The sequence below is a fragment of the Rubellimicrobium aerolatum genome (assembly GCF_017872975.1).
GTDB classification, from domain to species: domain Bacteria; phylum Pseudomonadota; class Alphaproteobacteria; order Rhodobacterales; family Rhodobacteraceae; genus Rubellimicrobium; species Rubellimicrobium aerolatum.
Window position 1 is genome coordinate 21,558 of the sequence record NZ_JAGGJP010000008.1, and the last position, 24,946, is coordinate 46,503.

The 24,946-nt window shown below is 72.5% G+C and carries 25 protein-coding genes, 1 other RNA gene and 1 pseudogene; 18 read left to right on the plus strand and 9 right to left on the minus strand.

The features are described from left to right. Positions 1 to 16: 16 nt before the first annotated feature. Positions 17 to 1,195 (plus strand): annotated as a pseudogene (locus J2Z33_RS10275) (pyridoxal-phosphate-dependent aminotransferase family protein). Positions 1,196 to 1,199: 4 nt separating this feature from the next. On the opposite strand, the gene J2Z33_RS10280 reads toward J2Z33_RS10275, so the two are convergent. From J2Z33_RS10280 to J2Z33_RS10290, 3 genes are read right to left on the minus strand one after another with little or no spacing between them, the layout of a single operon-like run. Next, the gene (locus J2Z33_RS10280) at positions 1,200 to 1,661 is read right to left on the minus strand and encodes a DUF305 domain-containing protein (RefSeq protein WP_245218763.1); all 462 of its coding nucleotides are present in this window, start codon (positions 1,659 to 1,661) and stop codon (positions 1,200 to 1,202) included. A gap of 35 nt (positions 1,662 to 1,696) precedes the next feature. Continuing rightward, complete coding sequence (locus J2Z33_RS10285; protein ID WP_209840528.1) at positions 1,697 to 2,809, minus strand: pyridoxal phosphate-dependent aminotransferase; 1,113 nt, start codon at positions 2,807 to 2,809, stop codon at positions 1,697 to 1,699. Between the two features lie 48 nt (positions 2,810 to 2,857). Then, the gene (locus J2Z33_RS10290) at positions 2,858 to 3,778 is read right to left on the minus strand and encodes an SGNH/GDSL hydrolase family protein (protein WP_209840529.1); all 921 of its coding nucleotides are present in this window, start codon (positions 3,776 to 3,778) and stop codon (positions 2,858 to 2,860) included. Positions 3,779 to 3,922: 144 nt separating this feature from the next. Here J2Z33_RS10290 and J2Z33_RS10295 point away from each other — a divergent pair, with 144 nt between their 5' ends. Continuing rightward, the gene (locus J2Z33_RS10295; RefSeq protein ID WP_245218764.1) at positions 3,923 to 7,009 is read left to right on the plus strand and encodes a valine--tRNA ligase; all 3,087 of its coding nucleotides are present in this window, start codon (positions 3,923 to 3,925) and stop codon (positions 7,007 to 7,009) included. 156 nt (positions 7,010 to 7,165) lie between these two features. After that, positions 7,166 to 7,912, plus strand: a complete 747-nt coding sequence (locus tag J2Z33_RS10300) for a hypothetical protein (RefSeq protein ID WP_209840531.1) — start codon at positions 7,166 to 7,168, stop codon at positions 7,910 to 7,912. A gap of 747 nt (positions 7,913 to 8,659) precedes the next feature. On the opposite strand, the gene metF is transcribed toward J2Z33_RS10300, so the two are convergent. Continuing rightward, positions 8,660 to 9,520, minus strand: coding sequence for a methylenetetrahydrofolate reductase [NAD(P)H] (gene metF, locus J2Z33_RS10305; RefSeq protein ID WP_209840534.1), 861 nt, complete (start codon positions 9,518 to 9,520; stop codon positions 8,660 to 8,662). Between the two features lie 89 nt (positions 9,521 to 9,609). Between metF and J2Z33_RS10310 the strand changes: the two genes are divergently transcribed. Further along, positions 9,610 to 10,524, plus strand: coding sequence for a LysR family transcriptional regulator (locus J2Z33_RS10310; protein ID WP_209840536.1), 915 nt, complete (start codon positions 9,610 to 9,612; stop codon positions 10,522 to 10,524). Positions 10,525 to 10,596: 72 nt separating this feature from the next. After that, a complete protein-coding gene (locus J2Z33_RS10315; RefSeq protein WP_209840538.1) occupies positions 10,597 to 11,394 on the plus strand; it encodes an inositol monophosphatase family protein in 798 nt (265 codons plus the stop codon). On the opposite strand, the gene J2Z33_RS10320 is transcribed toward J2Z33_RS10315, so the two are convergent. Further along, positions 11,391 to 12,140, minus strand: coding sequence for a rhomboid family intramembrane serine protease (locus J2Z33_RS10320; protein WP_209840540.1), 750 nt, complete (start codon positions 12,138 to 12,140; stop codon positions 11,391 to 11,393). The genes J2Z33_RS10315 and J2Z33_RS10320 overlap by 4 nt on opposite strands. Before the next feature lie 44 nt (positions 12,141 to 12,184). Beyond that, positions 12,185 to 12,625 (minus strand): VOC family protein, encoded by a 441-nt coding sequence (locus tag J2Z33_RS10325; RefSeq protein ID WP_245218765.1) that lies wholly within the window; start codon positions 12,623 to 12,625, stop codon positions 12,185 to 12,187. Positions 12,626 to 12,692: 67 nt separating this feature from the next. Here J2Z33_RS10325 and J2Z33_RS10330 point away from each other — a divergent pair, with 67 nt between their 5' ends. From J2Z33_RS10330 to J2Z33_RS10365, 8 genes are all read left to right on the plus strand, one after another. After that, positions 12,693 to 13,346, plus strand: coding sequence for a ceramidase domain-containing protein (locus tag J2Z33_RS10330; RefSeq protein WP_209840542.1), 654 nt, complete (start codon positions 12,693 to 12,695; stop codon positions 13,344 to 13,346). Positions 13,347 to 13,374: 28 nt separating this feature from the next. After that, positions 13,375 to 13,662, plus strand: a complete 288-nt coding sequence (gene gatC, locus J2Z33_RS10335; RefSeq protein WP_209840544.1) for an Asp-tRNA(Asn)/Glu-tRNA(Gln) amidotransferase subunit GatC — start codon at positions 13,375 to 13,377, stop codon at positions 13,660 to 13,662. Continuing rightward, positions 13,659 to 15,146 (plus strand): Asp-tRNA(Asn)/Glu-tRNA(Gln) amidotransferase subunit GatA, encoded by a 1,488-nt coding sequence (gene gatA / locus J2Z33_RS10340; RefSeq protein WP_209840546.1) that lies wholly within the window; start codon positions 13,659 to 13,661, stop codon positions 15,144 to 15,146. The genes gatC and gatA overlap by 4 nt, the downstream gene beginning before the upstream one ends. Positions 15,147 to 15,172: 26 nt before the next feature. After that, entirely contained in the window at positions 15,173 to 15,955 is a 783-nt protein-coding gene (locus tag J2Z33_RS10345) for a hypothetical protein (protein ID WP_209840548.1), read from the plus strand. After that, positions 15,952 to 16,620: an N-acetylmuramoyl-L-alanine amidase gene (locus J2Z33_RS10350; RefSeq protein WP_209840769.1), complete on the plus strand. Its 669-nt coding sequence runs from the start codon at positions 15,952 to 15,954 to the stop codon at positions 16,618 to 16,620. The genes J2Z33_RS10345 and J2Z33_RS10350 overlap by 4 nt, the downstream gene beginning before the upstream one ends. Before the next feature lie 11 nt (positions 16,621 to 16,631). Further along, positions 16,632 to 17,011, plus strand: an RNA gene (gene rnpB / locus J2Z33_RS10355) — RNase P RNA component class A. Between the two features lie 103 nt (positions 17,012 to 17,114). Then, the gene (gene rpmG, locus J2Z33_RS10360; RefSeq protein ID WP_021098674.1) at positions 17,115 to 17,282 is read left to right on the plus strand and encodes a 50S ribosomal protein L33; all 168 of its coding nucleotides are present in this window, start codon (positions 17,115 to 17,117) and stop codon (positions 17,280 to 17,282) included. Between the two features lie 291 nt (positions 17,283 to 17,573). After that, on the plus strand, positions 17,574 to 18,065 hold the full coding sequence (locus J2Z33_RS10365) for a GNAT family N-acetyltransferase (RefSeq protein WP_209840550.1): 492 nt from the start codon (positions 17,574 to 17,576) through the stop codon (positions 18,063 to 18,065). Between the two features lie 53 nt (positions 18,066 to 18,118). Here the strand turns inward: J2Z33_RS10365 and J2Z33_RS10370 are convergent, their stop codons facing one another. Both J2Z33_RS10370 and J2Z33_RS10375 read right to left on the minus strand, forming a co-directional pair. After that, complete coding sequence (locus tag J2Z33_RS10370; protein ID WP_209840552.1) at positions 18,119 to 18,862, minus strand: Bax inhibitor-1/YccA family protein; 744 nt, start codon at positions 18,860 to 18,862, stop codon at positions 18,119 to 18,121. 111 nt (positions 18,863 to 18,973) lie between these two features. Then, the gene (locus tag J2Z33_RS10375; protein WP_209840554.1) at positions 18,974 to 19,186 is read right to left on the minus strand and encodes a DUF1127 domain-containing protein; all 213 of its coding nucleotides are present in this window, start codon (positions 19,184 to 19,186) and stop codon (positions 18,974 to 18,976) included. Positions 19,187 to 19,321: 135 nt separating this feature from the next. On the opposite strand from J2Z33_RS10375, the gene J2Z33_RS10380 reads away from it, so the two are divergent. The 5 genes from J2Z33_RS10380 to J2Z33_RS10400 all read left to right on the plus strand — a co-directional run bounded on the left by J2Z33_RS10380 (position 19,322) and on the right by J2Z33_RS10400 (position 23,598). Next, complete coding sequence (locus tag J2Z33_RS10380; protein ID WP_209840556.1) at positions 19,322 to 20,230, plus strand: LysR family transcriptional regulator; 909 nt, start codon at positions 19,322 to 19,324, stop codon at positions 20,228 to 20,230. Positions 20,231 to 20,413: 183 nt separating this feature from the next. Then, positions 20,414 to 20,788, plus strand: a complete 375-nt coding sequence (locus tag J2Z33_RS10385) for a helix-turn-helix domain-containing protein (protein ID WP_209840558.1) — start codon at positions 20,414 to 20,416, stop codon at positions 20,786 to 20,788. A 58-nt stretch (positions 20,789 to 20,846) separates the two neighbouring features. Continuing rightward, a complete protein-coding gene (locus J2Z33_RS10390; RefSeq protein WP_209840560.1) occupies positions 20,847 to 21,650 on the plus strand; it encodes an inositol monophosphatase family protein in 804 nt (267 codons plus the stop codon). Positions 21,651 to 21,653: 3 nt separating this feature from the next. Further along, positions 21,654 to 22,988, plus strand: a complete 1,335-nt coding sequence (locus J2Z33_RS10395; protein ID WP_209840562.1) for an 8-oxoguanine deaminase — start codon at positions 21,654 to 21,656, stop codon at positions 22,986 to 22,988. A gap of 106 nt (positions 22,989 to 23,094) precedes the next feature. Next, positions 23,095 to 23,598 carry a CAP domain-containing protein gene (locus J2Z33_RS10400; protein WP_209840564.1) on the plus strand — a complete coding sequence of 168 codons (504 nt, stop codon included), beginning with the start codon at positions 23,095 to 23,097 and terminating at the stop codon, positions 23,596 to 23,598. A 4-nt stretch (positions 23,599 to 23,602) separates the two neighbouring features. Here J2Z33_RS10400 and guaD read toward each other — a convergent pair whose 3' ends face one another. After that, positions 23,603 to 24,919 carry a guanine deaminase gene (guaD, locus tag J2Z33_RS10405; RefSeq protein WP_209840566.1) on the minus strand — a complete coding sequence of 439 codons (1,317 nt, stop codon included), beginning with the start codon at positions 24,917 to 24,919 and terminating at the stop codon, positions 23,603 to 23,605. Positions 24,920 to 24,946 lie beyond the last annotated feature (27 nt).

Below are 24,946 nucleotides of genomic sequence, written 5' to 3' on the forward strand. Positions count from 1 at the left end.
GACCACCGGAGTCCCCATGCTCGCCCAAGGCCGTCCCTACCTCGCCATCCCCGGCCCCTCGGTCGTCCCCGACCGCGTGCTGCGCGCCAGCCACCGCGCCTCGCCCGACATCTACGAGGGCGAGATCGTCACGATCACCGAATCCCTGATCCCCTCGCTCCGCGCGCTGGCCCGCACCCGCCATCATGTCGCCATCTACATGGGCAACGGCCACGCCGCCTGGGAGGCCTCCCTGGTCAACGTCCTGTCGCGCGGCGACCGCGTGCTCGTGCCCCAGACCGGCCATTTCGGGCGCGGCTGGGCCTCGGTCGCCGAGGGTCTCGGGCTGGAGGTCGAAGCCATCGACTTCGGCCCCGCGACCCCCTGGGACGCGAACCGGGTCGAGCAGGCCCTCCGCGCCGACCGCGACCGCCGCATCAAGGCCGTCCTCGCCGTCCACGTGGACACCTCCACCTCCGTTCGCAGCGACATCGCGGCCCTGCGGCAGGCGCTCGACGCCACGAACCACCCCGCGCTCCTCATGGCCGACGCCGTGGCCTCCCTCGGCTGCGACCGCTTCGAGATGGACGCTTGGGGCGCCGACGTCCTCATCTCGGCCTCGCAGAAGGGCCTGATGTGCCCGCCCGGCCTCGCCTTCGCCTGGTTCAACGACCGCGCCGCGCGGGCCCGCACGACCGCCGCCCTCGTCACCCCCTACTGGGACTGGACCGGACGCGCGAACCCCGACGCCTTCTGGCGCTACTGGTTCGGCACCGCCCCCGCCCAGGCGCTCTAAGGCCTGCGCGAGGCGCTCGACATGATCGACGAGGAAGGGTTGGAGCAGGTCTGGACCCGCCACGCGACCCTCGCCCGCGCCATCTGGGCGGCGGCCGAGGCCTGGGGGCAGGGCGGCCCCCTCCGCCTCAACGTCCCCGACCCCTCGGCCCGCTCCCACGCCATCACAGCACTGTCGCTGGACGAAGGCCAAGCCGACGCCCTCCGCGCCTGGGTCAAGGCGACCACCGGCGTCACCCTCGGCATCGGCCTGGGGCGCGAGCCCGCCTCGGCGCATCTCCGCATCGGCCACATGGGCCACGTCAACGCCCACATGGTCCTGGGCGTGCTCGGCGCCATCGAGTCCGGCCTCAAGGCCCTCCGCATCCCCCACGGACGCGGCGGGCTCGAAGCCGCCGCGTCCGTGGTCGCGGGGGCCTGACGCCTCACTCGGCCGGGGCCGCGTGCCCCATCGTCTCCAGCATCGCCCGCATCTCGGCGATCTCGGCCTCCTGCGCGTCGATGACCCTCTGGGCCATGGCGCGCGTGGCCTCGTCGTCGCCCTGCTCCAGCGCGATCCGGGCCATCTCGACGGCGCTCTGGTGATGCGGGATCATCATCATCAGGAAGTCCGCGTCCACGTCGCCGGTCGATTCCATCGGCATCCCGTGCATCATCGCGACCATCGGCGCCATCAGCCCGCTCATCGCCGTCTCGTCCATCATCATGCCGTGGTCCATGCCGGCCATGTCGTCGCCCATGGCCCCCATGTCGTGGCCGTGGCCGTCCATCATCTCGGTCGCGCCGGCCTCGGCGGCGTCCTCGCTGGCCTGCCCGGCGGCATCGTCCTGCGCCAGCGCCGCCCCTCCGGCCAGGATCAGGGCGAGCGTCAAGGTGAATCGGGTCATGGCAAAGCCTCCTCCGGTTGGTCGATGCCCCGAACCTAGCCCGCCGCCCCCGCCTCCTCCAGCGCGCCGGGCAGCGCCTCGGCGAACACCGCCAGCGAATCCTCCGGCCCCACCGTCACCCGGATGCAGCGGTCCAAGGGCGCAACCCCCGGCATCCGCACGAAGACCCCGCGCGAGAGCAGCCCGTCCAGCACCGCCCGCGCGAAAACCCCGTCCCGCCCGCAGTCGATGGCGACGAAGTTCGCGCAGGAGGGCAGGGCGGCCAGCCCGTTCGCCGCCGCGATCCGCCCCAGCGCCGCCCGCCCCTCGGCCACCCGCCGCGCCACCTCGCGCGCCCATCCCTCGTCGTGGATCGCCGCCAGAGCCCCCGCCTGCGCCACCCGCCCGAGTCCAAAGTGGTTCCGCACCCGGTCGAACGCCGCGACCAGCCCGCGCGGCCCCACCGCATACCCCACCCGCAGCCCCGCGAGCCCCTGCGCCTTGGAGAAGGTTCGGAGCCGGATCACCCTCGGATCGGCGGGGTCGATGACCGGCAGCGACCCCTCGGGCGCCAGCTCCGCATAGGCCTCGTCCAGCACCAGCAGCCCGCCCTCCGGCACCCCCTCCACCATCCGCCGTATCACGTCGGCCCCGTGCATCCCGCCCATCGGGTTGTCCGGGTTGGCGATGTAGACGAGCCGCGCCCCCGCCTCGCGCGCCAGCCCCATCAGGCCCTCCGGGTCCGGCGAGTCCCCCAGATAGGGCACCGTCAGCAGACGCCCCCCGAACCCGGCGACATGAAAGGCGAAGGTCGGGTAGCCCCCCATCGACGACACGACCGGCGTCCCCGCCCCGACCGTCAGCCGCACCAGGAGCCCCAGGAGCCCGTCGATCCCCTCGCCGACCACGATGTGCGCCGGGTCGCACCCGTGCCGCTCGGCGATGGCGTCCCGAAGCTCCTGCACCTCCGGGTCGCCATACATCCAGGCGTCCCGCGCGGCCCGCTTCATCGCCTCGACGGCGTGGGGCGACGGCCCGAACCCGCTCTCGTTCGCCCCCAGCCGCGCCCGGAACGCCACCCCCCGCCGCCGTTCCAGCGCCTCCGGCCCGGTGAAGGGAACGGTCGCGGGCAGGGCGGCGGCAAGCGGGGTGAGGCGCGGATCGGTCATGGCCGCCACCGTGGCAGGACCAGCAAGGGGCCGCAACCGCGCCTCGGCCTACCCGGCACCGGCCACGCCCAGCCGCTCCAGGCAGCCCCGCAGCAAGTCCGCCAGGATCGCCTGCCCTTCTACCGAGGGGTGGAGCCCGTCCGCCCGGTAGGGCGAGCCTCCGACCGCCAGCGCCGCCTCGAAGCCCGGGCCGCCGTCCACGACCGGCACGCCGGTCTCGGCCAGCGCGGCGGCGAGAAGCCGCCCGTCCTCGGTGAGGCCTGCGCCCAGCTCCTCCTCCGTCCAATGGTGCGCCGCGCAGAGCGGAAGCCCCTTCGCCCGGACCTCGCCCACCAGCGCCGCAAGGTCGCCCAGCGCCGCGCCGGGCGCCGGCGTCTTCGTCTCGGCCGCCGTTCCACCGCCCAAGTCCGGCAGGTAGCGCGGCAGGTAGCGGGTCACCGCCTCCCAGAGCGCGAGGGGCGGGGTCCGCGTCGGATGGGTAGCCGGGTCGAGGGGCGCGAAGGCGGGCACGTCGCTGGCGTCGTGCGACGACAGCACGAGGATCACCGCCTCGGCGTCGGAAGTCCCGAACTCCCGCAGATAGGCCAGCTGGTTCGCCGGCCCCCAGGACCCGGCCGATACGTTGCCCACGAAGGCCGGGCGCCCGTTCCCCGACAGGTCGCGCCGCAGGATCTCCGTCGCCAGCTCCGCCTGATCCGTCTCGCTGCCGCCGTTCACGATGCTGTCCCCGACCACGAGGATCACCGGCGTGCCGTCCCGGGGCAGGGGGCCGCTCCGCATCCCGACCTCGTTGTAGGTCTGCCGGTTGCCGAAGCGCATCACGTCCTGGCCCGGCCGGAACAGGTATTCGATGGTCGGATGCGCCATGCTGAGCGGCGGCGTCCCGAGCCCCAGCACGAGGCGCGCGACCGCCTCGCCCCCGACCAGCAGCCCCAAGGCCCCGGCCAGCCCCCAGGCAACGATCCTCATTCCGTTCCTCCGCCGCTCATGCCTGCGGCGCGGCTTCTTCCCCAAGGCGAAGCGGGACGCCAGCCCCGATCCGCCGCCCTCCGCCCTTCCCCCCGGCCCGCGCTTTCGCTAATCCCCGACCCCGAACGGATGATGGGGGATGCGATGGACAAGAACTTCGGAGCGGCCGAGGCCGAGGCCCGCATCGCGAGGCTCTGGGAGGAGGCGGGGGCCTTCCGCGCCGGCGCCAACGCGAAACCCGGCGGCCAGCCCTTCTCCATCGTGATCCCGCCCCCGAACGTGACCGGCTCGCTCCACATGGGGCACGCCTTCAACAACACGCTCCAGGACATCCTGACGCGCTGGCACCGCATGAAGGGCGACGACGTGCTCTGGCAGCCCGGCACCGACCACGCCGGCATCGCGACCCAGATGGTCGTGGAGCGGGAGCTCGCGAAGTCGAACCGCCGCCGCACCGACTTCACGCGCGAGGAGTTCGTGAGCCTCGTCTGGCAGCAGAAGCAGCGCTCGCGCGGCAACATCAAGGCCCAGCTCGACCGCCTCGGCGCCTCCTGCGACTGGTCGCGCGAGGCCTTCACCATGGGCGGCGCCCCCGGCGACCCGGAGGCCGGGCAGGGGCCCGACTTCCACGACGCCGTGCTCAAGGTCTTCGTGGACCTTTACGACCGCGGCCTGATCTACCGCGGCAAGCGCCTGGTGAACTGGGACCCGCACTTCGAGACCGCGATCTCCGACCTTGAGGTGGAGAACCGCGAGGTCCAGGGCCACATGTGGCACTTCAAGTACCCGCTCGCGAACGGCGCGACCTACGACTACGTGGAGCGCGACGCCGACGGCAACGTGACCCTGCGCGAGACCCGCGACTACATCGCCATCGCCACCACCCGCCCCGAGACGATGCTCGGCGACGGCGCCGTGGCGGTCCACCCGTCCGACGCCCGCTACGCCCCGATCATAGGCCAACTCTGCGAGATCCCCGTCGGTCCCAAGGCGCACCGCCGCCTCATCCCCATCATCGCCGACGAGTATCCCGACCCCGCCTTCGGCTCGGGCGCGGTCAAGATCACCGGCGCGCACGACTTCAACGACTACGCCGTCGCCAACCGCCACGACATCCCGCTCTACGCGCTGATGGACACCAAGGCCCGGATGCGCGCCGACGGCCTCCCCTACGAGGAGTCCGCCCTCATCGCCGGCCAGATCGCGCGCGGCGAGCGCGAGGCGAGCGACGTGTCCCAGATCAACCTCGTCCCCGACGAGATGCGCGGCCTCGACCGGCTGGAGGCCCGCCGCCTCGTCGTCTCCCAGATCGAATCCGAGGGCCTCGCGGTCCTGACCGACAGCGCCGACGGCCCCGTGCCTCACGTCGAGTCCAAGAAGATCATGCAGCCCTTCGGCGACCGCTCGGGCGTGGTCATCGAGCCGATGCTGACCGACCAGTGGTTCGTGGACACCGCCCGCATCGTCGGCCCCGCCATCGACGCCGTCCGCGACGGCCGCACCCGGATCCTCCCCGAGCGCGACGCCAAGACCTACTTCCACTGGCTCGAAAACATCGAGCCCTGGTGCATCTCCCGCCAGCTCTGGTGGGGCCACCGGATCCCCGTCTGGTATGGCTTCGACCTCAACCCCGGCACCTTCCGCGACGAGACCGGCGACGACGCGCTCGACGAGATCGAGCTGGGCGACCTCCTCCTGCAGGAGGGCTTCGTCGGCCCCGAGCCGCGCCACCACTGCGCCGCCGACTTCGCCGCCGTCGCCGACCGCTTCGCCGGCGACCTCGCCGGCCTGCCCACGCCCCTCAACCACGCCCGCGTGGTCGAGGTCGCCGGCGCCGAGGCCGCCGAGGACGCCTTCGCCCAAGGCCTCGCCGACTACAACCTGACCCAGGACCCCACGCGCCTCGTCTACCCCGTCTGGCGCGACGCGGACGTGCTCGACACCTGGTTCTCCTCCGGCCTCTGGCCGCTCGGCACGCTGGGCTGGCCCAACGACACGCCCGAGCTGGCCAGGTACTTCCCGACCTCCGTCCTCGTCACCGGCTTCGACATCATCTTCTTCTGGGTCGCCCGGATGATGATGATGCAGCTCGCCCTCGTGAACGAAGTTCCGTTCAAGACGGTCTACGTCCACGCCCTCGTCCGCGACGAGAAGGGCAAGAAGATGTCCAAGTCGCTGGGCAACGTCCTCGACCCGCTGGACCTCATCGACGAGTTCGGCGCCGACGCCGTGCGCTTCACGCTGGCGGCGATGGCGGCGATGGGCCGCGACCTGCGCCTTTCGACCGCCCGCATCCAGGGCTACCGCAACTTCGGCACCAAGCTCTGGAACGCCCACCGCTTCGCCGAGATGAACGGCGTCTTCGCCGCCCCGCGCGCGCCGGGCATCCCGCAGGCCACCGCCCCCGTGAACCGCTGGATCCTCGGGGAAACGGCCCGCATCCGCGAGGAGGTGGACGCCGCGCTCGACTCCTTCCGCTTCGACGGCGCCGCGCAATCGCTCCATGCCTTCGTCTGGGGCGTGGTCTGCGACTGGTATGTCGAATTCTCCAAGCCCCTCCTCTCCGGCACGGACGAGGCGCTGAAGCGGGAGACGCAGCAGGTCATGGCCTGGGTGCTTGACCAGTGCCTGATCCTGATGCACCCCTTCATGCCGTTCATCACCGAAGACCTGTGGGGCAGCACGGCGAGCCGCGCAAAGCTCCTCGTCCACGCCGACTGGCCGACCTACGCGGTGGCCGACCTCGTGGACCCCGCCGCCGAGGCCGAGATGCGCTGGACCATCGCCCTCATCGAGGGCGTCCGCTCCGCCCGCGCGCAGCTCAACGTCCCCGCCGGCCTCACCGTCCCCGTGGTGATGGTCGAGGCCGACGCCCCCGCCCGCGCCGCGCTGGCCCGCAACGGCGCGCTGATCCAGCGCCTTGCCCGGATCGAGGTGCCCACCGAAGGGGCCGCCCCGCGCGGCTCCCTCACCGTGGCGACCCCCGGCGCGACCTTCGCGCTCCCGCTCGAAGGCCTCATCGACATCGCCGCCGAGATCGCCCGCATGACCAAGGGCGCCGACAAGGCCGCCAAGGAGGCCGCGTCCCTGCGCGCCCGCCTCGCGAACCCCCGCTTCGTCGCCTCCGCCGCCGAGGAGGTGGTCGAGGAAACGCGCGAGGCCCTCGCCGCCCGCGAGGCCGAGGAGGCCCAGCTCCGCGCCGCCCTCGCGCGGCTCTCCGAGCTGTCCTGACCTCCGGCCCCCCGCCGGGGCCGTGCCGGGGCCGTGCCGGGGCCGTGCCGGCCGGCGACAATCCGCCGGCCGCTCGTCCGCGCGAGCCGAACGAAACCCTCTCCCGGGGGTTGGATCCGCGTGGCCCCGACGCGCGGCCCATTGGGGAGGAAACGGATGAAGCTCTTGATCGGCACGATCGCGACCGCCTTGGCGGCGGCAGCCCCGGCGCTGGCGCAGGACGCCGGGACCGGCGCCATGACCTGCGCCGACTTCACGACGCTCGACGCGGCGGGCCGGCAGGGCGCCGTCCGGTCCCTGCAGGAGGCCACCGGCGGCGGCACCGAAGCGCCGGCCGACGACATGGCCGCCGCGATCCTGGAGAACTGCGCCAGCGAACCGACCCTGCTCGTCTCCGACGCGATGAGGACGTCGATCGGCGTCGGCGTGACCGACGGAACGGGGATCGGCGCGACGACCGGCGTGACGGGCACGGGCACGGGCACGGCAGGAGACGCTGGCGCGACCGCCGGAAGCGCGACCGCCGGAGCCACGACGGGCGCCGGCACGTCGCCCACGGACCCGACGGACGGCACGCTCGGCACCACCACGGGCCGCACGACGGACGCCGTCACGGGTTCCACGGCGGGGACCACGGCGGGCGCCATCACGGGCGGAGCGGCGAACGGCGGCCTCGGCGGCGGGGCGACAGGGGGCGGCCCTGGCGCGACGGCCGAGGACACGGCGAACCGCGCGCTCGGCACCACCACGGGCGGCACGGCGGATCGTGCCTTGGGCACGACCACCGGCGGCACAGCGGACAGCGCCCTGGGCACCACCGGCGGCACGTCGGGCGGCGGCGCGGCAGGCGGCGCCACCGGCTCGGGCGGCATCGGCTCGGGCGGCATCGGCTCGGGTGGCTGACGCGACCGCTTCCGCCCGTGGGGCGCGCTTTGGCGCCCCGGACCCCGGGAGGTGCGTGCGTCCCCCGCCCCGGCCCACGCGCCATCCGTCCCGTCGTCGGCTGGGGTTCCACCCAACCCCACGCCCGCTCGGCCGGGCAGGGCCTTGGCAGGGTGAGGTGAAGCCCCACCTCACGCCGTCCCTCCCTGTTCCGCCTGCTCCCCCCGCCGTCGGGTGCGCGTCTCGCGCACCATCCCCGCCCAGCCCCTCGTCCCCCGACTCGCCTTCGCGCGCGTGGCACGGCGGGCGGGGGTGTTGCGCGAGCGGGGCGTTGCGCGCCCGTTGCCGTCAGGCGGCGTTAACGCTTGGCTGGCATTCTCTCCCGCACACACCAGCGGCTCCCCCGCCGCACGGCCCGGCGCTCCCCAGGGGCGGACACGCCGGCCCCGACGGCAGGGGGCGGAAAGGAGAGACAAGGACGAAGGGACGCCCATCCGCAAGGAGGGGCACGGACACACGCGATGGGCCAGGAGCGGCCAGATACCCGGCCAGGGAGACCGAGGCGCCCCACGGGCGTTCTCCCTCGATGCCACTGAGACCCAGCCCGCCCAATGGCGGCCGGTGCTCCCGCTCGCGCGCGCCCCTGGTCCCCGCGAGCCTGGGAGTGAACCCGGAGGCCTCGCGGGGATTTAGTCTGTCCGAGACCCCCCCTTCTTCGGCTCCAAGTATCCCGGGGTGAAGCCCCGAAGGGGCGAGGGGCAGAGCCCCTCAGGCCACCGCCTGCAGCTTCGCCTTCGGCCCGATCCCCAAGGCCAGGCACACGTCCCGCGTCAGGTTCGGCTTGTTGAGCGTATAGAAGTGCAGGTGCTCCACGCCCCCCGCGATCAGCCGGTCGCAGAGCGAGGTCGCCGTCGCCACCGCGAGGAGCTCCGTCGTCCCGTCCCGCGCCGCGTTCTCGAAGGCATGGGCGGTGGTCTCGGGGATGTGCGTCCCGCAGCGCGCCGCCAGCCGCTGCACGCCCTTCCAGCTCTCGACCGGCAGGATGCCGGGGAGGATCGGCGCGTCGATCCCGGCCTTCACGCAGGCGTCGCGAAAGCGGAAGAAGGTCTCGGGCTGGAAGAAGAACTGCGTGATGGCCGACGACGCCCCCGCGTCGATCTTGCGCTTGAGGAACTCCACGTCCGCCGTGATCGACCCCGCCTCGGGGTGCTTCTCCGGGTAGGCGCCCACGCGGATGTTGAACTTGCCGGTCCGCGCCAGCGCCTCGACCAGCTCCACCGAGGAGGCGAAGCCCTGCGCGTGCGGCCGGAACGCGCCGTGCTCCTTGGGCGGGTCGCCCCGCAGCGCGACGATCTCGGTGACGCCGACGGCGGCGTAGCTGTCGGCGATGGCCAGCGTCTCCTCGCGCGTGGCCTCCACGCAGGTCAGGTGCGCCGCGACGGTCAGGCCGTAATGCTTGTGGATCGTCGCCACCGCGTCGTGGGTCAGCTCCCGCGTGGTGCCGCCCGCGCCATAGGTCACCGACACGAACTCGGGCGCGAAGGGGCCCAGCACGTTGCAGCAATCCCAGAGCCGGAACGACCCTTCGAGGGACTTGGGCGGGAAGAACTCGAAGCTGACGGCGGTCATGGGCGGGCTCCTGCGGCTGACAGGGTGGTTGTAGGGGTCCTGGTCATGTGAGACAAATTCATAATCCTCACCATCGACATGAGTTCCGTTTGCACATCGAGTTCCGCCACCTCCGCACGATCCAGGCGATCCACGAGGCCGGGAGCCTCGCCGGCGCGGCCGACCTCCTCGGCCTCACGCAGTCGGCGCTGAGCCACCAGATCCGCGGCATCGAGGAGCAGGCGGGCGTGGAGCTCTTCGTCCGCGCCACCCGTCCCCTGCGCCTGTCCCCCGCCGGCCTCCGCCTCCTCGCGGCGGCGCAGGCGATCCTGCCGCAGGTCGCCGCCCTGGAGGCCGAGTTCGCCAACCTGGAGGCGGGCCGCGCCGGCCGGATGCACGTCGCCATCGAATGCCACGCCTGCTTCGAGTGGCTGCTCCCGGTGATGAACGGGTTCCGCAAGGCCTGGCCCGAGGTGGACATCGACATCCGGCCCGGCCTCGCCTTCGACGCGCTGCCCGCGCTGCGCCGCGAGGAGGTGGACCTCGTCGTCTCCTCCGACCCGGAGGACCTGCCCGGCGTCACCTTCCACCCGCTCTTCGATTACCAGCCGGTGCTCGTCACCGCCGCCGACCACCCGCTCGCCGCCAAGCCGGTGGTGGAGGCGGCGGACTTCGCCGGCCAGACGCTCATCGCCTATCCCGTGGACCGCGCCCGGCTCGACGCCTTCACGGAGTTGCTGGCCCCCGAGGGCGTGGAGCCCGCCGCCCTGCGCCCCGTGGAGCTGACGGCGATGATCCTCCTCCTCGTGGCCTCGGGGCGGGGGATCGCGGTGCTGCCCGACTGGGTGGTCCGCTCCACCGCCCGCGCCGACATGGACATCGCCACCCGTCCGCTGGAGCGGCGGGGCCGGCCCATCGTGAAGCGCCTCTTCGCCGCCACGCGCAGCGCCGACGGGACGCGCCCCTACGTCGCCCACCTGATCCGCCTCGCGCGGCAGGAAGCGGTGAAGCTCCAGCGCGGCTGACCTCGTGGCTGGCCTTGTGACGGGCGCGATCCCCGGTCTATATGCGCGCCTTGACCCCGGAAGGAGCACGGAATGGCCACCAGCGCGAACATGAACGTCATGATCAAGGCCGCGCGCAAGGCGGGCCGGGGGCTCCTCAAGGACTTCGCCGAGGTCGAGCAGCTCCAGGTCTCGGTGAAGGGTCCGGGCGACTTCGTGTCCCGCGCCGACCGCAATGCCGAGCAGACGGTCCGCGAGATGCTGATGGAGGCCCGCCCGACCTATGGCTTCCTGGGCGAGGAGGGCGGCGAGCAGAAGGGCGAGGACCCGACCCGCCGCTGGATCGTGGACCCCCTCGACGGGACCACGAACTATCTCCATGGCCTGCCGCACTGGGCCGTCTCCATCGCGCTCGAGCACAAGGGCCAGATCGTCGCCGGCGTCGTCCACGATCCCGTCAAGGACGAGACCTTCTGGGCCGAGAAGGGCGAGGGCGCCTGGCTCAACGAGAGCCGCCTGCGCGTCTCGGGCCGCTCGCGGCTCATCGACTGCATCTTCGCGACCGGCGTGCCCTTCGGCGCCAAGCGGACGCTCCCCGCCACGCTCGCCGACCTCGCGCGGCTGATGCCGGAATGCGCGGGCGTGCGGCGCTTCGGCTCGGCGGCGCTTGACCTCGCCTATGTCGCGGCGGGGCGCTACGACGGCTACTGGGAGCGGGAGATCCAGCCCTGGGACCTGGCGGCCGGGTTGCTGATCGTGACCGAGGCGGGCGGCTTCGTCGGCCCGATCCGCGAGGGCCACACGCCCATGGAGCACGGCGATATCGTCGCCGCCAACGCCAGCGTGTTCGAAAGGTTCGCCGCCCTCGTCCGCGAGCGGCCCCCGGCCTAGCGGCGGCGCCTGACGGTGGGCACGCGCGAGGGCGCAAGAGGCCCGACCACGGTCTCTGGATGGGGCGGATGCCCATCCGTCCGCCGCCACCAGCCCGCGCCGCCGCGCCGCGCCCAAGCCGGCACCATCATCACGAAGCCGATCAGGAACCCGCCGGCGTGCGCCCAGTAGGCCACGCCCCCGGTCAGCGGGTCCGCGCCCACGCCTCCCACGACCTGCAATCCGAGCCAGAGGATCAGCAGGATCCAGGCCGGGACCGGGATGATGCGGATGATGATTATGATGAAGATCAGCACGTCCACCCGCGCCTTGGGAAACAGCAGCAGGTAGCCGCCCATCACCGCCGCGATCGCCCCCGAGGCGCCGACCGTCGGGATCGGCGACAGCGGCCCCGAGGCCCATTGGCAGAGTCCCGCCCCAATGCCGCCCAGCAGGTAGAAGGCCAGGAAGCCCAGCCGCCCCAGGGCGTCCTCCAGGTTGTCGCCGAAGATATGGAGGAACAGCATGTTTCCGATCAGGTGCATCCAGCCTCCGTGCAGGAACGTCGAGGTCACCAGCGTCGGCAGGTCCTGCCCGGCGCTGATCTCGGCCGGGATCATCGCGTAGGCGTTGTAAAGGTAGTAGAGCTGCGCCTCGCTCTGGATCGCAGCCACCTGCCAGAGATGCACGGCGACGTTGACCAGGATCAGGAGCCAGGTCACGACCGGCGTCGTGGCGGAGGGGTTGTGATCGCGGAAGGGGAACATGCCCGGAGGATGGGCCGACCCGCCGCGCGGTCAAGCCGGGCGGCTCAGGTCGGATGCGCCTCGGCCTCCTCGGCGGCGCCCGTATCCTCCTCCGTCGCGTCGTCCATGACGTGCGCCTCGATCTTGTGCCCGTCCGGGTCGCGCAGGAAACAGGCGTAGTAGCCGGGACCGTAGTCCGGCCGCAGCCCCGGCGCCCCCTCCTCCGTCGCGCCCTGCTCCAGGCCGACGCGCCAGAAGGCGTCCACCTCGCCGCGGCTCCGCGCCAGGAAGGCGAAGTGCATCCCGTTCCCCACGCCCGGCGGGCCACCGTCGAGCGGGCGACCGATGCCGAACTCGGGGAAGATCCGGCCATAGACCACGGCCCCGTCCTCATCGATCAGCCGCCGCGCGCCGAGCACGGCCAGCACGGCGTCATAGAAGGCCGACGACCTCCCGAGGTCGGCGACGCCGATCGAGACATGGGACAGGATGCTGGGACTTTCCATGCGGACCCTCCTCGGCCATGAGGAGCCTAGGCGCGCGGAAAGGTCCGGCAAGCGCCAGGAAAGGCGAATGGAGCAGATCGACGCCTATTGCGAGCGGCTGGGACCGGGCTTCTGGGCCGAGCCCGTCAACGCCCTGAGCAACGCGGCCTTCCTTCTCGCCGCCGTCCTCGCGCTACGGCGTCGGCCGGACGATCCGCTCTGTCGGGCGCTCGCGGCGGTCCTGGGCGTCATCGGGGTGGGCAGCTTCCTGTTCCACACCGTCGCGACCCCCTGGGCGGCGGCGGCCGATACGGGTCCGATCCTCGGCTTCATCCTCCTTTACGTCTTCGCGGCGCATCGCCGGATCTGGGGGCAGGGGGTACGGGCCTCCCTCCTGTTCACCGCCCTCGCGGTCCCCTGGATCGCGCTGCTCACCCCGGCCTTCCGGGCGCTGCCGGGCTTCGCCGTCTCGGCCTTCTACTGGCCGGTCCCGGCGCTGATCCTCCTGCACGCCGTCCTCCTGCGCCGCCGCGCCCCGGCGACGGCGCGGGGCTTCCTTGCCGGCGCTGCGATCCTGACCGCCTCGCTCATCGTCCGGTCGCTGGACGGGGCGACCTGCGACACGATCCCGGTGGGGACGCATTTCCTGTGGCACATCCTCAACGCCATCATGCTCGGCTGGATGATCGAGGTGCTGGGCCGGCACCGCCCCGCCCTTGCGGGTGGGACGGTCCGGCGCTAACACCCCGCAAACCCCGAGGGACCCCCTTATGGCCATCGACACCGACACCGCCCGGAAAGTGGCCCGCCTCGCCCGCATCCGCGTCGAGGAGGAGCGCCTGCCCGCCCTCGCGCGCGAGTTCGACGCGATCCTGGGCTTCATCGAGCAACTGAACGAAGTGGACGTGGAGGGCGTGGAGCCCATGACCTCCGTGACGCCCATGCGCCTCAAGCGCCGCGCCGACGTCGTGACCGATGGCGACCGGCAGGCCGAGGTGCTGCTCAACGCCCCCGAGGCGCGCGAGGGGTTCTTCGCCGTTCCCAAGGTGGTCGAATGACGGACCTGACCAAGCTGACCCTCGCCCAGGCCCGCGACGGCCTGCGGGCCAAGGACTTCACCGCGCCCGAGCTGACCGAGGCCTACCTCGCCGCCATCGACGCGGCGGACGCGCTCAACGCCTTCGTCCACAAGACGCCCGAGATCGCGCGGCGGCAGGCCGGATTTGCCCAGACCCGTCTCGACATGGGCATGTCGCCCGACCTGTGCGGCATCCCGATGGGCATCAAGGACCTGTTCTGCACGACCGGCGTGCCGTCGCAGGCCGCCTCGCGCATCCTCGACGGCTTCCGCCCGCCCTACGACTCCACCGTGACCGAGCTCCTGCACAAGCAGGGTGCCGTCATGCTCGGCAAGCTCAACATGGACGAGTTCGCCATGGGGAGCAGCAACGAGACCAGCACCTACGGCAATGCCGTGAACCCCTGGCGTCGGCAGGACGACGCCACGCCCCTGACGCCCGGCGGCTCCTCGGGCGGCTCGGCGGCGGCCGTGGCGGCGAATCTCTGCGCGGCGGCGACCGGGACGGACACCGGCGGCTCGATCCGCCAGCCGGCGGCCTTCACCGGCATCGTCGGCATCAAGCCGACCTATGGCCGCGTGAGCCGCTGGGGCATCATCGCCTTCGCCTCCTCGCTCGATCAGGCGGGGCCGATGACCAAGGACGTGCGCGATGCGGCGATCCTGCTCCGCGCCATGTCCGGACATGACTCGAAGGATTCAACCTCCGCCGACCTGCCCGTGCCGGACTTCGAGGCGATGCTGACCGGCGACATCCGGGGCAAGGTCATCGGCATCCCGCGCGAATACCGCATGGACGGGATGCCCGAGGAGATCGAGGCGCTCTGGCACCGCGGGGCCGAGATGCTGCGCGCCGCGGGGGCCGAGATCCGCGACATCTCGCTGCCGCACACGAAATACGCCCTCCCGGCCTACTACGTCATCGCGCCGGCCGAGGCGTCCTCCAACCTCGCCCGCTACGACGGCGTGCGCTTCGGCCGCCGCGCCAGGCTCGCGCAGGGTGACGGCATCACCGAGATGTACGAGAAGACCCGGGCCGAGGGCTTCGGTCCCGAGGTGCAGCGCCGGATCATGGTCGGGACCTACGTCCTGTCGGCCGGCTTCTACGACGCCTACTACAACCGCGCCCGCCGGGTCCGCGCCCTCATCAAGCGCGACTTCGACCAGGTGTTCGCGGATGGCATCGACGCGATCCTGACCCCCGCCACCCCCTCGGCCGCCTTCGGCCTGGGCGAGATGGCGAATGCCGATCCGGTGCAGATGTATCTCAACGACGTGTTCACCGTGACGGTGAACCTCGCGGGGCTGCCCGGCATCTCGGTCCCGGCAGGGCTCGACGCGCGGGGGCTGCCGCTCGGGCTGCAACTGATCGGGCGCCCGTGGGAGGAGGGGGACCTCCTCAACGTGGCGCATTCACTGGAACGTGCGGCCGGCTTCGTGGCGAAGCCGGATCGCTGGTGGTAAGGCCGCTCGCGGCCTTGGAGGGACTCATGCGCGCATTCCTGGCACTCGGACCGGCGGCCCTGCTCCTGGCAGCCTGCGCATCGCCCGACCGCTACGCCGATCCGCAGCGCGAGGCGGCGCTGGCCTCGCCCTCCTCGCTCGGCGGCTTCTCGGCGCCGGCGGCGGCGCAGACCTCGCCCTATGGGCTGGCGACCCCGCCCGGCGGCATCCCTTCGGCGAGCCTTGCCGCCGCCGGCATCGGCGCGGCCCCGGTGACCTCCGCGCCCCTGGGGGGGGTGGCGACTGGCAGCCTCGTCTCGGTGGCGTCCAGCGGCGTGGCAGGCGACGTCAACGTCCTGCGCTCCTCGGGCGTCGAGGCCTCGCCGAGCAATGCCGCGCCGACCCTGATGGGGGCCGTTCCGACGAGTTCGACCGGCATCTCGGACGAGCAGGATTTCGAGGCCGTCGCCTCGCGCGAGACCATCCAATCCGATGCCGCGCGACGCGCCCAGCAGGCCGCGCAGTATCAGGTGATCCAGCCGATGGCGCTTCCCGAGCATCCGGCCGACACAGGCCCGAACATCGTGGAATACGCGCTGAACGCGCCGAACGCCAAGGGGCAGCCCTGGTATTCGCGGTTCGTGCTGACGGCGCGCGAGGGGCGGATGCTGCGGAACTGCGGCGACTACCGGACGCCGGACGAGGCGCAGCGCGACTTCCTGCGGCGCGGCGGGCCGGAGCGGGACGCGCGCGGGCTCGATCCCGACGGGGACGGCTTCGCCTGCGCCTGGGACCCCGCGCCCTTCCGCGCGGCGGTCGGCCGGACCTGACGCCCTCCCCGAACCATGGCGAGCGTCGGGGCGGCGTCCGTCCCGACCTCGTGGTGATCCACTACACCGCCATGCGCTCCACCCGCGAGGCGCTGGAGCGGCTCTGCGACCCGCTGGCCGAGGTCTCGGCCCATTACCTCATCGCCGAGGACGGAGAGGTCCTGTCCCTGGTGCCCGAGGAACGGCGGGCCTGGCACGCCGGGGCGGGGCGCTGGGGCGAGGTGAGGGACATCAACTCGCGCTCCATCGGGATCGAGCTCGCGAACCGGGGCGACCATCCCTTCGCGCATCGGCAGATGGCGGCGCTGGAGCGGCTGCTGGAGGGCGTCCTGTCGCGCTGGTCGATCCCGCCCGAGCGGGTGATCGGACATTCCGACATGGCGCCCGCCCGCAAGGCCGATCCCGGCCCGCGCTTCGACTGGCGGAGGCTCGCCCGCGCCGGGCTGTCGGTCTGGCCGGAAGGGGGGGAGGCGGAGGTCGAGGCCTTCTCGCCGTCGCTCCGCGCCTTCGGCTACGACCCGGCGTTGCCGCTGGATCGGCTGCGGGACGCCTTCCGGCTGCGGTTCCGCCCCTGGGCCACCGGCCCGCTTTCGACCCACGACGCCGGGGCGGCGCTCGACCTTGGGCGGCGCTTTCCCGTTGACCGCCGGGCCTGCGGGGCCTAAGCGCGGGGGGCGCGGATGGCTGGATGATCGCGGGGGCCGCAGGGTCCACGAGGAAAGTCCGGACTCCGGAAAGCACGGTGCCGGGTAACGCCCGGCCGGGGAAACCCGAGGGAAAGCGCCACAGAGAACGAGACCGCCGGCGATCCGTCGCAGGCAAGGGTGAAACGGTGGAGTAAGAGCCCACCGCGGGACGGGCAACCGGACCGGCACGGCAAGCCCCACCGGGAGCAATGCCAAATAGGGGCCCCGCGTCCGCGAGGACAGGGACGCTTCAACCCGAGGGGCCCGGGTTGGCAGCTCGAGGCCCGCCGGCAACGGCGGGTCCAGAGGAATGGTCATCCAGGGGCGGCGACGCCCCGGACAGAATCCGGCTTACAGGCCATCCGCGCATCCCTTGGCCCGCCGCTTTCGGGTTGACTACGCCCGAGGCGTGGCTAAAAGGCGGGCTTCATCCGAGATTCACGCGGGCCTCCTCCCGCGACGGGAGAGACGACATGGCCAAGCCGACCACCATCAAGATCCGCCTCAACTCCTCGGCGGGGACCGGGCACTTCTACGTCACCAAGAAGAACGCCCGCACCATGACCGAGAAGATGACCGTGCGGAAATACGACCCCGTCGTGCGCAAGCACGTCGAGTACAAGGAAGGCAAGATCAAGTGATCTGAGCCGCCTCCGGCCCCGCCGGGGCCGGGACGGATCGGGGGTCGCGCCGGCGAGGCGCGGCCCCTTTTTCCGTGACCATGTCCGGACCTGATCTTTGCGTAATGTCCGGACATATGATGTCCGGACTTGATCCGGGAATGTCCGGACAATCGCGCATCATGTCCGGACATCTGCGGGCCATGTTCGGACATCGCCGCATCGGGCCCCGCCGGGATCGGGGGCCGGGCGTCGCGCCTCCGCTTGGCGGGACGGGGCGGGCGTGCGACGCTCGGGCCGGATGCCCGCGCCATGATCCTCGTCCGACCCGCCACCCTGTCCGACATCGGCGCCGTGGACGCGCTGCTGGGGCGGTCCTACGGGCCGCTGCTGCGGGGGGACTATCCGCCCTCGACCCTGGTGCTGGCGCTGCCGCGCATGGCGCGGGCGCAGCCGGGGCTGCTGGCCTCGGGGCGCTACTTCGTGGCGGAGGAGGGGGGCGTCCTCCTGGGGGCCGGCGGCTGGTCGGCGGAGCCGCCGGGGGGCGGGGCGGCGATGCCGGGCCGGGGCCACGTGCGCCACGTCGCCACCGACGCGCGGGCGGCGCGGCGGGGGATCGGGCGGAGGGTGATGGCTCGGGTGATGGCGGAGGCGGGCGGGGCGGGGATGGCGCGGCTGTCCAGCCTGTCCACGCTGACGGCGGTGCCGTTCTACGCGGCGCTGGGCTTTCGGGAGGTGCGGCCCGTGACGCTGGCCTTCGGCGGCGCGGCCTTCCCGGTCGTGGAGATGGAGCGGGAGCTATGAGAAAGGGCCGGCGAGGCCGGCCCTTTCGATGCGTCCAGGGACGTGGCGCGGGGTCACTCGCGCTGGCTGCCCATGAACTGGAGCAGGAACATGAAGATGTTGATGAAGTTCATGTAAAGGTTCAGCGCCCCGAGGATCGCCGACTTGCCGAGCCATTCGCTGTCGCCATGCGAGGCGTGCTGGACGTATTCGACCTTGATGCGCTGGGTGTCGTAGGCGGTCAGGCCCGCGAAGATCAGCACGCCGATGGCCGAGATGGCGAAGGCCATCGCGCTCGACTGCACGAACAGGTTGACGATCATCACCACCAGCAGGCCGATGACGCCGATCATCAGGAAGGCGCCGAGCGGGCCGAGGTCGCGCTTGGTCGTGTAGCCGTAGAGCGACATCGCCCCGAAGGCGACCGAGGTCGCGAGGAAGGTCTGCGCGATGGAGACGCCGGTGAAGGCGGCGAAGATCCAGGCCATCGACAGGCCCATCAGCGCCGAGAAGACGTAGAACATCGCCTGGAGCGCGGCGGCCGAGACGCGGTTCACCGCCCCGCCGATCACGAAGACGAAGATGAGCGGCGCGAACATCGCGATCCAGCCCAGGATGTTGGGCTGGAGCGTCGCCGGGTCGCGGAACACCGACAGCAGCGCCGGCGAGGAGCCCACCGCCCAGGCGACCGCGAAGGTCACCAGCATCCCTACGGACATCGTGCCGTAGACCTTGTTCATGTGGGCGCGAAGCCCTTCGTCGATCCGCGCGGCCCGGGCCCCGGCCGTCGTCGCGCGGATCGTGGAATAGTCAGCCATCATACCCCCCGTATGTTTCGGATTCGGCGCCGCCTGGGGGGCGGCACCCTCGTCGCAGCATATTGGAAGCGGGCCGGGGCAATTCAAGAAGCGATCGCCGCCGATGGCGGATCACCGCAGCCAATGGCCGGGGGCGTTCCAGGGCGGCAGGCCGGTGTCGCGCCGGGCGTCGGCGCGGGTCAGGCCCACGTCCCGGAGCAGGCGGTCGTCGAGCCGCCCGAGCTGGCGGTGGGACCGGGCGGCGGCCAGCATCGCCAGCAGGCGGGCGAGCGGGGCGGGGCGGGGCCGGGCGAGCGGTCCCCGGATCAGGGCGGCGAGCGGCATGGCGGTCTCCTTGGGCCTGCGGCCCCGTGGGTCCGTGATGCCACGGCCCGGAGCCATTCCGATGCTTGATACATGGCCGCGCCGGCCGTATAAGGAAAATGAATGTTTGAGAGGTCTGGGATCAGGGGAGATGATATGCCGCGCAACCTCGACCTGACGGCCCTGCGCTCGCTCGTCACCGTCGCCGACGCGGGCGGGGTGACGCGGGCGGCGGGCCTTCTGAACCTCACGCAGTCGGCGGTGTCGATGCAGCTCAAGCGGCTGGAGGAATCGACGGGGCTTTCGCTCATCGACCGATCCGGGCGGGGGGTGGGGCTGACCGCCACGGGCGAGCAGCTCCTCAGCTACGCGCGGCGGATGCTGGCGCTGAACGACGAGGCCTGGGGGCGGCTGACGCGGCAGGACGTGGAGGGGGAGATCGTGCTGGGGGTGCCGCACGACATCGTCTATCCGGCGATCCCCGGCGTCCTCCAGCGATTCGCGGTGGAGTATCCCCGGCTGCGGGTGAACCTGCTGTCGTCCTTCACGATGAAGCTGCGCGAGGAGTTCCAGCGCGGCGAGGTGGACGTGATCCTGACCACCGAGGACCACGTGGGGCCCGGCGGCGAGACGCTGGCGACGCGGCCGCTGGTCTGGGTCGGCGCCCCCGGCGGGCAGGCCTGGCGGTCGCGCCCGCTGCGGCTGGCCTTCGAATCGAGCTGCATCTTCCGCGCGGGCGCCCAGCGGGCGCTGGACCGGGCCGGCCTGCCCTGGGAGATGGCGGTCGAAAGCAACTCCAGCCGGACGGTCGAGGCGACGGTGAGCGCGGATCTGGCCGTCCATGTCGTGATCGAGGGCAACGAGCCCCCGCACCTGGAGCGGATCGACCATGGGGGCGCCCTGCCGGGGCTGTGGTCGGTGCACGTCAACCTTTATGCCCGCGACCCCGCCCGGTCGCCGGCGCAGGCGGACCTCGTGGATCTCATCCGCAAGGAGTATCGGTCCATCGGCCTTCCGAGGCCCCGTCCCGCCCTGGGCGAGATGGCGCGGAGCCATCCGGCCTGACGGCGGGATTCCGCGCCCGCTCCACCTGTCCAAAAGGCCAAGGTGACTTGTTCAACCTATCCGTGTTTAGGTGTATCCTATGTGGAGTCGTCACGTGGAACTTCCGTCGCCGGGGCCATCGGTTGCCGGTTGTGAGCCCGTCCTGGGTCTGTCGCGTAGGGTTTTGGCACAATGAGGCACGAGATGAAGCATCCCGTCGATATTCATGTGGGCAAGCGGATCCGGCACCGCAGATGGACCCTGGGCACCACCCAGCAGCAGCTGGCCGACAAGGTGGGCATCAAGTTCCAGCAGATCCAGAAGTACGAGACCGGGGCGAACCGGGTCAGCGCCTCGCGGCTCTGGGACATCGCCGGGGCGCTGAACGTGCCGGTGTCGTTCTTCTTCGAGGGGATGGACGGGCAGGCGCAGCCGGGCCTGGTCAGCTCGGGCGACATGCCCAACGACATCCTGTCGGACCGGGAGGCGCTGGAGCTGCTGCGGTCCTACTACGCGATCCCCGAGGCGCAGCGGCGGCGGCTGTTCGACCTCGCCCGCGTGCTGAGCGACGCGGCCTGAGCTTGACCCCGCCGCGCGGGCCGCGCACCCTGTCCCGATCGAGGGAAGGGGGCGGCCCATGCGCGACACCATCGGTCCCGACCTTCGGGACGCGCTGATCCGGACGGCCCACGCGCTGGCCGACGCGGCGCGGCCCGAGACGCTGCGGCATTTCCGGACGGGGCTTTCGGCCGAGAACAAGCGGCTGGGCGGCGGGTTCGATCCGGTGACGGAGGCGGACCGCGCCGCCGAGCGGGCGATGCGGGCGGTGCTGGCGCGGGAGCGGCCGGAGGACGGCATCCTGGGCGAGGAATACGGGAGCACGGCGGGCGCGAGCGGGCTGACCTGGGTGCTCGACCCCATCGACGGGACGCGGGGCTACATCAGCGGGACGCCGACCTGGGGGGTGCTGGTGGCGGTGGCGGACGCAGGCGGGCCGCTGTTCGGGATCATCGACCAGCCCTACATCGGCGAGCGGTTCGAGGGCGGCTTCGGGCGGGCGAGGCTCGACGGCCCGCAGGGGCGGGCGGCGCTGCGGACGGGGGGGCCGCGTCCGCTGGCCGAGGCGACGGTGCTGACGACCTTTCCCGAGATCGGCACGGAGGCCGAGCGGGCGGCGTTCCGGCGGGTGGCCGAGGGCGCGCGGCTCGTGCGGTATGGGATGGACTGCTACGCCTATGCGCTGCTGGCGGCGGGGCAGGTGGATCTGGTCATCGAGGCGGGGTTGCAGCCCTATGACGTGGGGGCGCCCATCGCCGTGGTGACGGCGGCGGGGGGCCTCGCGACGGGGTGGGATGGGGCACCGGCGCACGGGGGCGGGCGGATGCTCGCGGCGGCCAACGCGGCGGTCCACGCCGAGGCGATGGCGTTGCTGGCGGGGTAGGGCGTGCGGGACCTGCTCATTCGCGGCGCGGACCTGTGCCTGACCATGGACGACGCCGGGCGCGAGATCGCCGGGTGCGACGTGCTGGTGCGGGGCGGCGTGGTGGCCGAGGTCGGGCCGGGGCTGGTCGCGCCGGGGGCGGAGGTGGTGAGCGCGGCGGGGTGCCTGCTGACGCCGGGCCTCGTGAACACGCATCACCATCTGTACCAGACGCTGACGCGGGCGGTGCCGGCGGCGCAGGACGCGCTGCTGTTCGGCTGGCTGGAGACGCTGTATCCGATCTGGGCGCGGTTCGGGCCGGAGGAGATGTTCGTCTCGGCGCAGGTCGGGCTGGCGGAGCTGGCGCTGTCGGGCTGCTCGCTGACATCGGACCATCTTTACCTGTTCCCGAACGGGGCGCGGCTGGATGATACGGTCGCGGCGGCGCGGGAGGTGGGCCTGCGGTTCCATCCGACGCGGGGGGCCATGAGCATCGGGCGGAGCCAGGGGGGGCTGCCGCCCGATTCGCTGGTCGAGGCCGAGGGCGCGATCCTGGAGGACTGCATCCGCGTCATCGACGCCTTCCACGATCCGGCCGAGGGGGCGATGCTGCGGGTGGGGGTCGCGCCGTGCTCGCCCTTCTCGGTCAGCCGGGACCTGATGCGCGAGGCGGCGGTGCTCGCGCGCCACAAGGGGGTGATGCTGCACACCCACCTCGCCGAGAACGACGAGGACGTGGCCTATTCGCTGGAGCGGTTCGGCTGCCGGCCAGGGCAGTATGCCGAGGACCTCGGCTGGACCGGGCCGGACGTGTGGCACGCGCATTGCGTGAAGCTGGACGCGGGCGAGGTGGCGCTGTTCGCGCGGACGGGGACGGGGGTGGCGCATTGCCCCTGCTCGAACTGCCGGCTGGGGTCGGGGATCGCGCCGGTGCGGGGGATGCGCGACGCGGGCGTGAAGGTGGGGCTGGGGGTGGACGGGTCGGCCAGCAACGACGCGGGCAACCTCGTGGCCGAGGCCCGGATGGCGATGCTGCTGCAACGGGTCGCGCGGGGGGCCGATGCCATGAGCGCGCGGGAGGCGCTGTGGATCGCCACGCGGGGCGGGGCGGAGGTGCTGGGGCGGCCCGACTGCGGACGGATCGCGGTGGGCGCGCGGGCGGACCTGGCGCTGTGGGACATGGGCGGGATCGAGGCGGCGGGGAGCTGGGACCGGGCGGCGCTGCTGCTGGCCGGGCCGGTCCGGGTGCGCGACCTGTGGGTGGAGGGCCGCCGAGTGGTGGCGGACGGCCGCCTATGCACCATCGACCTTCCCGCCGTATTGCGGCGTCACGCGGAATTGGCGCGAAATCTCGCCTAATGCCTGCGCCAATTCCCGCCGGGGAACTTATAAGGCCCTGATTCCGCCTATGGAATGACAGAATGCCAGTCTCTACTCGCCCCGATCGATAGACGAGGGCGAGACGATGCGACTGGTTCCCTGGCTGCTGGCGCCATGGCTGCTTTCGGGCTGCCTGATGGCCGATCCGACCCCGCGGAACCCCGCGCCCGCCGGGGGGAGCGTGTCGTCGAGCTCGGAGACGATCCCGGCCTCCGCGTCCTCGGTCGCGGGCTTCGGCGCGGCGCTGAACCGGATGCGGGCGCAGGCCGGGCTGGAGGGGCTGCGCGAGGACGGGCACCTGAAGCGGGCGGCGCAGGCCTTTGCCGAGGACATGGCCGCCAACGGCTACCATTCGCATCACGGGCGCGACGGATCGACGGTGGTGGAGCGGGCGCGGCGCGCGGGCTGCGGGGGACGCGGCTACGTCGCCGAGAACATCGCCTGGGGGCAGGACAGCGTGCAGGACACCTTCGCGGGCTGGTCGGCCTCGGCCGGGCACCGGGCGAACATGCTGGGGCGGAACTACGGCGTCTATGGGCTGGGGCAGGCCGGGGGGATGTGGGTGCTGGTCGTCGCGGACGGCTGCTGAGGCGTCAGGCCGCGCCGGATCGGGTCGGGCGCGGGACGGGGCGGCCCGCGACCCAGGTGGCGCGGATGGCGCGGTCGTCGCCCATCATGATGGTGGGGAACAGCGCCTCCCAGATGTCGGTCGCCCGCGCGTGGCGCTGGGCGATGGCGGGCGTCGAGGCGAGGTCGAGCACGGCGAGGTCGGCCTCGGCCCCCGGCGAGAGCGTGCCGATGGTGCCCTGAAGGTGCAGCGCGCGGGCCGAGCCCTCGGAGGCCAGCCAGAGGAGCTGCGAGGGGTGGAGGGCCTGGCCCCGGAGCTGCGCGACCTCGTAGGCGGCGGCCATGGTGCGGAGCATGGAGAAGGACGACCCGCCGCCGGTGTCGGTGGCCAGCGCCACGGTCGCGCCCCTGGCCTTGAGGCCCGCGAGGTCGAACAGGCCCGAGCCGATGAAGGTGTTGGAGGTCGGGCAGTGGACCGCCGCCGCGCCGACCTCGGCCAGCCGGTCGGATTCGCGCGGCTCCAGGTGGATGACGTGGCCGAAGACGGCGCGGGGGCCGAGGAGGCCGTGCGATTCGTAGGTGTCGAGGTAGTCGCGGGCGTTGGGGTAGAGGCCCCGGACCCATTCGATCTCGTCGGTCTGCTCGCTCAGGTGGGTCTGCATGAGGCAGGTGGGGTTCGCGGCCCAGAGGGCGCCCAGGGCGTCGAGCTGCGCCTCGGTGGAGGTGGGCGAGAAGCGGGGGGTGATGGCGTAGGTGGCGCGGCCCCGGCCGTGCCAGCGGGCGATGAGGCGGGCGCTTTCGTCGTGGGCCGACTGGGCGGTGTCGCGGAGGCCCGGGGGCGCGGTGTCGCGGTCCATGCAGGTGCGCCCCGCCACGATCCGCATGCCCCGCGTGGCGGCGGCGTCGAACAGGGCGTCCACGGAGGCTTCGTGGATCGTGCAGAAGGAGCAGAGCGTCGTGGTGCCGTGGGCGAGGGCGAGGTCGAGCGTCTCCCCGGCGATGGTCGCAGCGTAGGCGGGGTCGGCGAAGCGCATCTCCTCGGGGAAGGTGTAGGCGTTCAGCCAGTCGATGAGGCGCTTGCCCCAGGAGGCGATGATGCGCGTCTGCGGGTAGTGCATATGCGCGTCCACGAAGCCGGGCAGGATCAGGTCGCCGCCGTGGTCGGTGACGCGCGCCTGCGGGTGGGCGGCGCGGAGCATCGCGCCGTCGCCGACCGCCGCGATGCGGCCGTGCTCGATCAGGACGCCGCCGTGGGCGTGATGGCTGGCGCAGTCCTCCCACGGCTGGAGAAAGGGGTCGCCGGTGAAGGCGAGGGTCTGGCCGAGGAGGAGATGCGGGGTCATGCCGCCACCGTAGGGGCGGGGCGGCCC

What these genes read in the sequence shown, in the direction of transcription:
- J2Z33_RS10280 (WP_245218763.1), bottom strand. Translation starts at nt 1,661, where the DNA reads ATGACCCGATTCACCTTGACGCTCGCCCTGATCCTGGCCGGAGGGGCG.
- J2Z33_RS10285 (WP_209840528.1), bottom strand. Translation starts at nt 2,809, where the DNA reads ATGACCGATCCGCGCCTCACCCCGCTTGCCGCCGCCCTGCCCGCGACC.
- J2Z33_RS10290 (WP_209840529.1), bottom strand. Translation starts at nt 3,778, where the DNA reads ATGAGGATCGTTGCCTGGGGGCTGGCCGGGGCCTTGGGGCTGCTGGTC.
- J2Z33_RS10295 (WP_245218764.1), top strand. Translation starts at nt 3,923, where the DNA reads ATGGACAAGAACTTCGGAGCGGCCGAGGCCGAGGCCCGCATCGCGAGG.
- J2Z33_RS10300 (WP_209840531.1), top strand. Translation starts at nt 7,166, where the DNA reads ATGAAGCTCTTGATCGGCACGATCGCGACCGCCTTGGCGGCGGCAGCC.
- metF (WP_209840534.1), bottom strand. Translation starts at nt 9,520, where the DNA reads ATGACCGCCGTCAGCTTCGAGTTCTTCCCGCCCAAGTCCCTCGAAGGG.
- J2Z33_RS10315 (WP_209840538.1), top strand. Translation starts at nt 10,597, where the DNA reads ATGGCCACCAGCGCGAACATGAACGTCATGATCAAGGCCGCGCGCAAG.
- J2Z33_RS10320 (WP_209840540.1), bottom strand. Translation starts at nt 12,140, where the DNA reads ATGTTCCCCTTCCGCGATCACAACCCCTCCGCCACGACGCCGGTCGTG.
- J2Z33_RS10325 (WP_245218765.1), bottom strand. Translation starts at nt 12,625, where the DNA reads ATGGAAAGTCCCAGCATCCTGTCCCATGTCTCGATCGGCGTCGCCGAC.
- J2Z33_RS10330 (WP_209840542.1), top strand. Translation starts at nt 12,693, where the DNA reads ATGGAGCAGATCGACGCCTATTGCGAGCGGCTGGGACCGGGCTTCTGG.
- gatC (WP_209840544.1), top strand. Translation starts at nt 13,375, where the DNA reads ATGGCCATCGACACCGACACCGCCCGGAAAGTGGCCCGCCTCGCCCGC.
- gatA (WP_209840546.1), top strand. Translation starts at nt 13,659, where the DNA reads ATGACGGACCTGACCAAGCTGACCCTCGCCCAGGCCCGCGACGGCCTG.
- J2Z33_RS10345 (WP_209840548.1), top strand. Translation starts at nt 15,173, where the DNA reads ATGCGCGCATTCCTGGCACTCGGACCGGCGGCCCTGCTCCTGGCAGCC.
- rpmG (WP_021098674.1), top strand. Translation starts at nt 17,115, where the DNA reads ATGGCCAAGCCGACCACCATCAAGATCCGCCTCAACTCCTCGGCGGGG.
- J2Z33_RS10365 (WP_209840550.1), top strand. Translation starts at nt 17,574, where the DNA reads ATGATCCTCGTCCGACCCGCCACCCTGTCCGACATCGGCGCCGTGGAC.
- J2Z33_RS10370 (WP_209840552.1), bottom strand. Translation starts at nt 18,862, where the DNA reads ATGGCTGACTATTCCACGATCCGCGCGACGACGGCCGGGGCCCGGGCC.
- J2Z33_RS10375 (WP_209840554.1), bottom strand. Translation starts at nt 19,186, where the DNA reads ATGCCGCTCGCCGCCCTGATCCGGGGACCGCTCGCCCGGCCCCGCCCC.
- J2Z33_RS10380 (WP_209840556.1), top strand. Translation starts at nt 19,322, where the DNA reads ATGCCGCGCAACCTCGACCTGACGGCCCTGCGCTCGCTCGTCACCGTC.
- J2Z33_RS10385 (WP_209840558.1), top strand. Translation starts at nt 20,414, where the DNA reads ATGAAGCATCCCGTCGATATTCATGTGGGCAAGCGGATCCGGCACCGC.
- J2Z33_RS10390 (WP_209840560.1), top strand. Translation starts at nt 20,847, where the DNA reads ATGCGCGACACCATCGGTCCCGACCTTCGGGACGCGCTGATCCGGACG.
- J2Z33_RS10400 (WP_209840564.1), top strand. Translation starts at nt 23,095, where the DNA reads ATGCGACTGGTTCCCTGGCTGCTGGCGCCATGGCTGCTTTCGGGCTGC.
- guaD (WP_209840566.1), bottom strand. Translation starts at nt 24,919, where the DNA reads ATGACCCCGCATCTCCTCCTCGGCCAGACCCTCGCCTTCACCGGCGAC.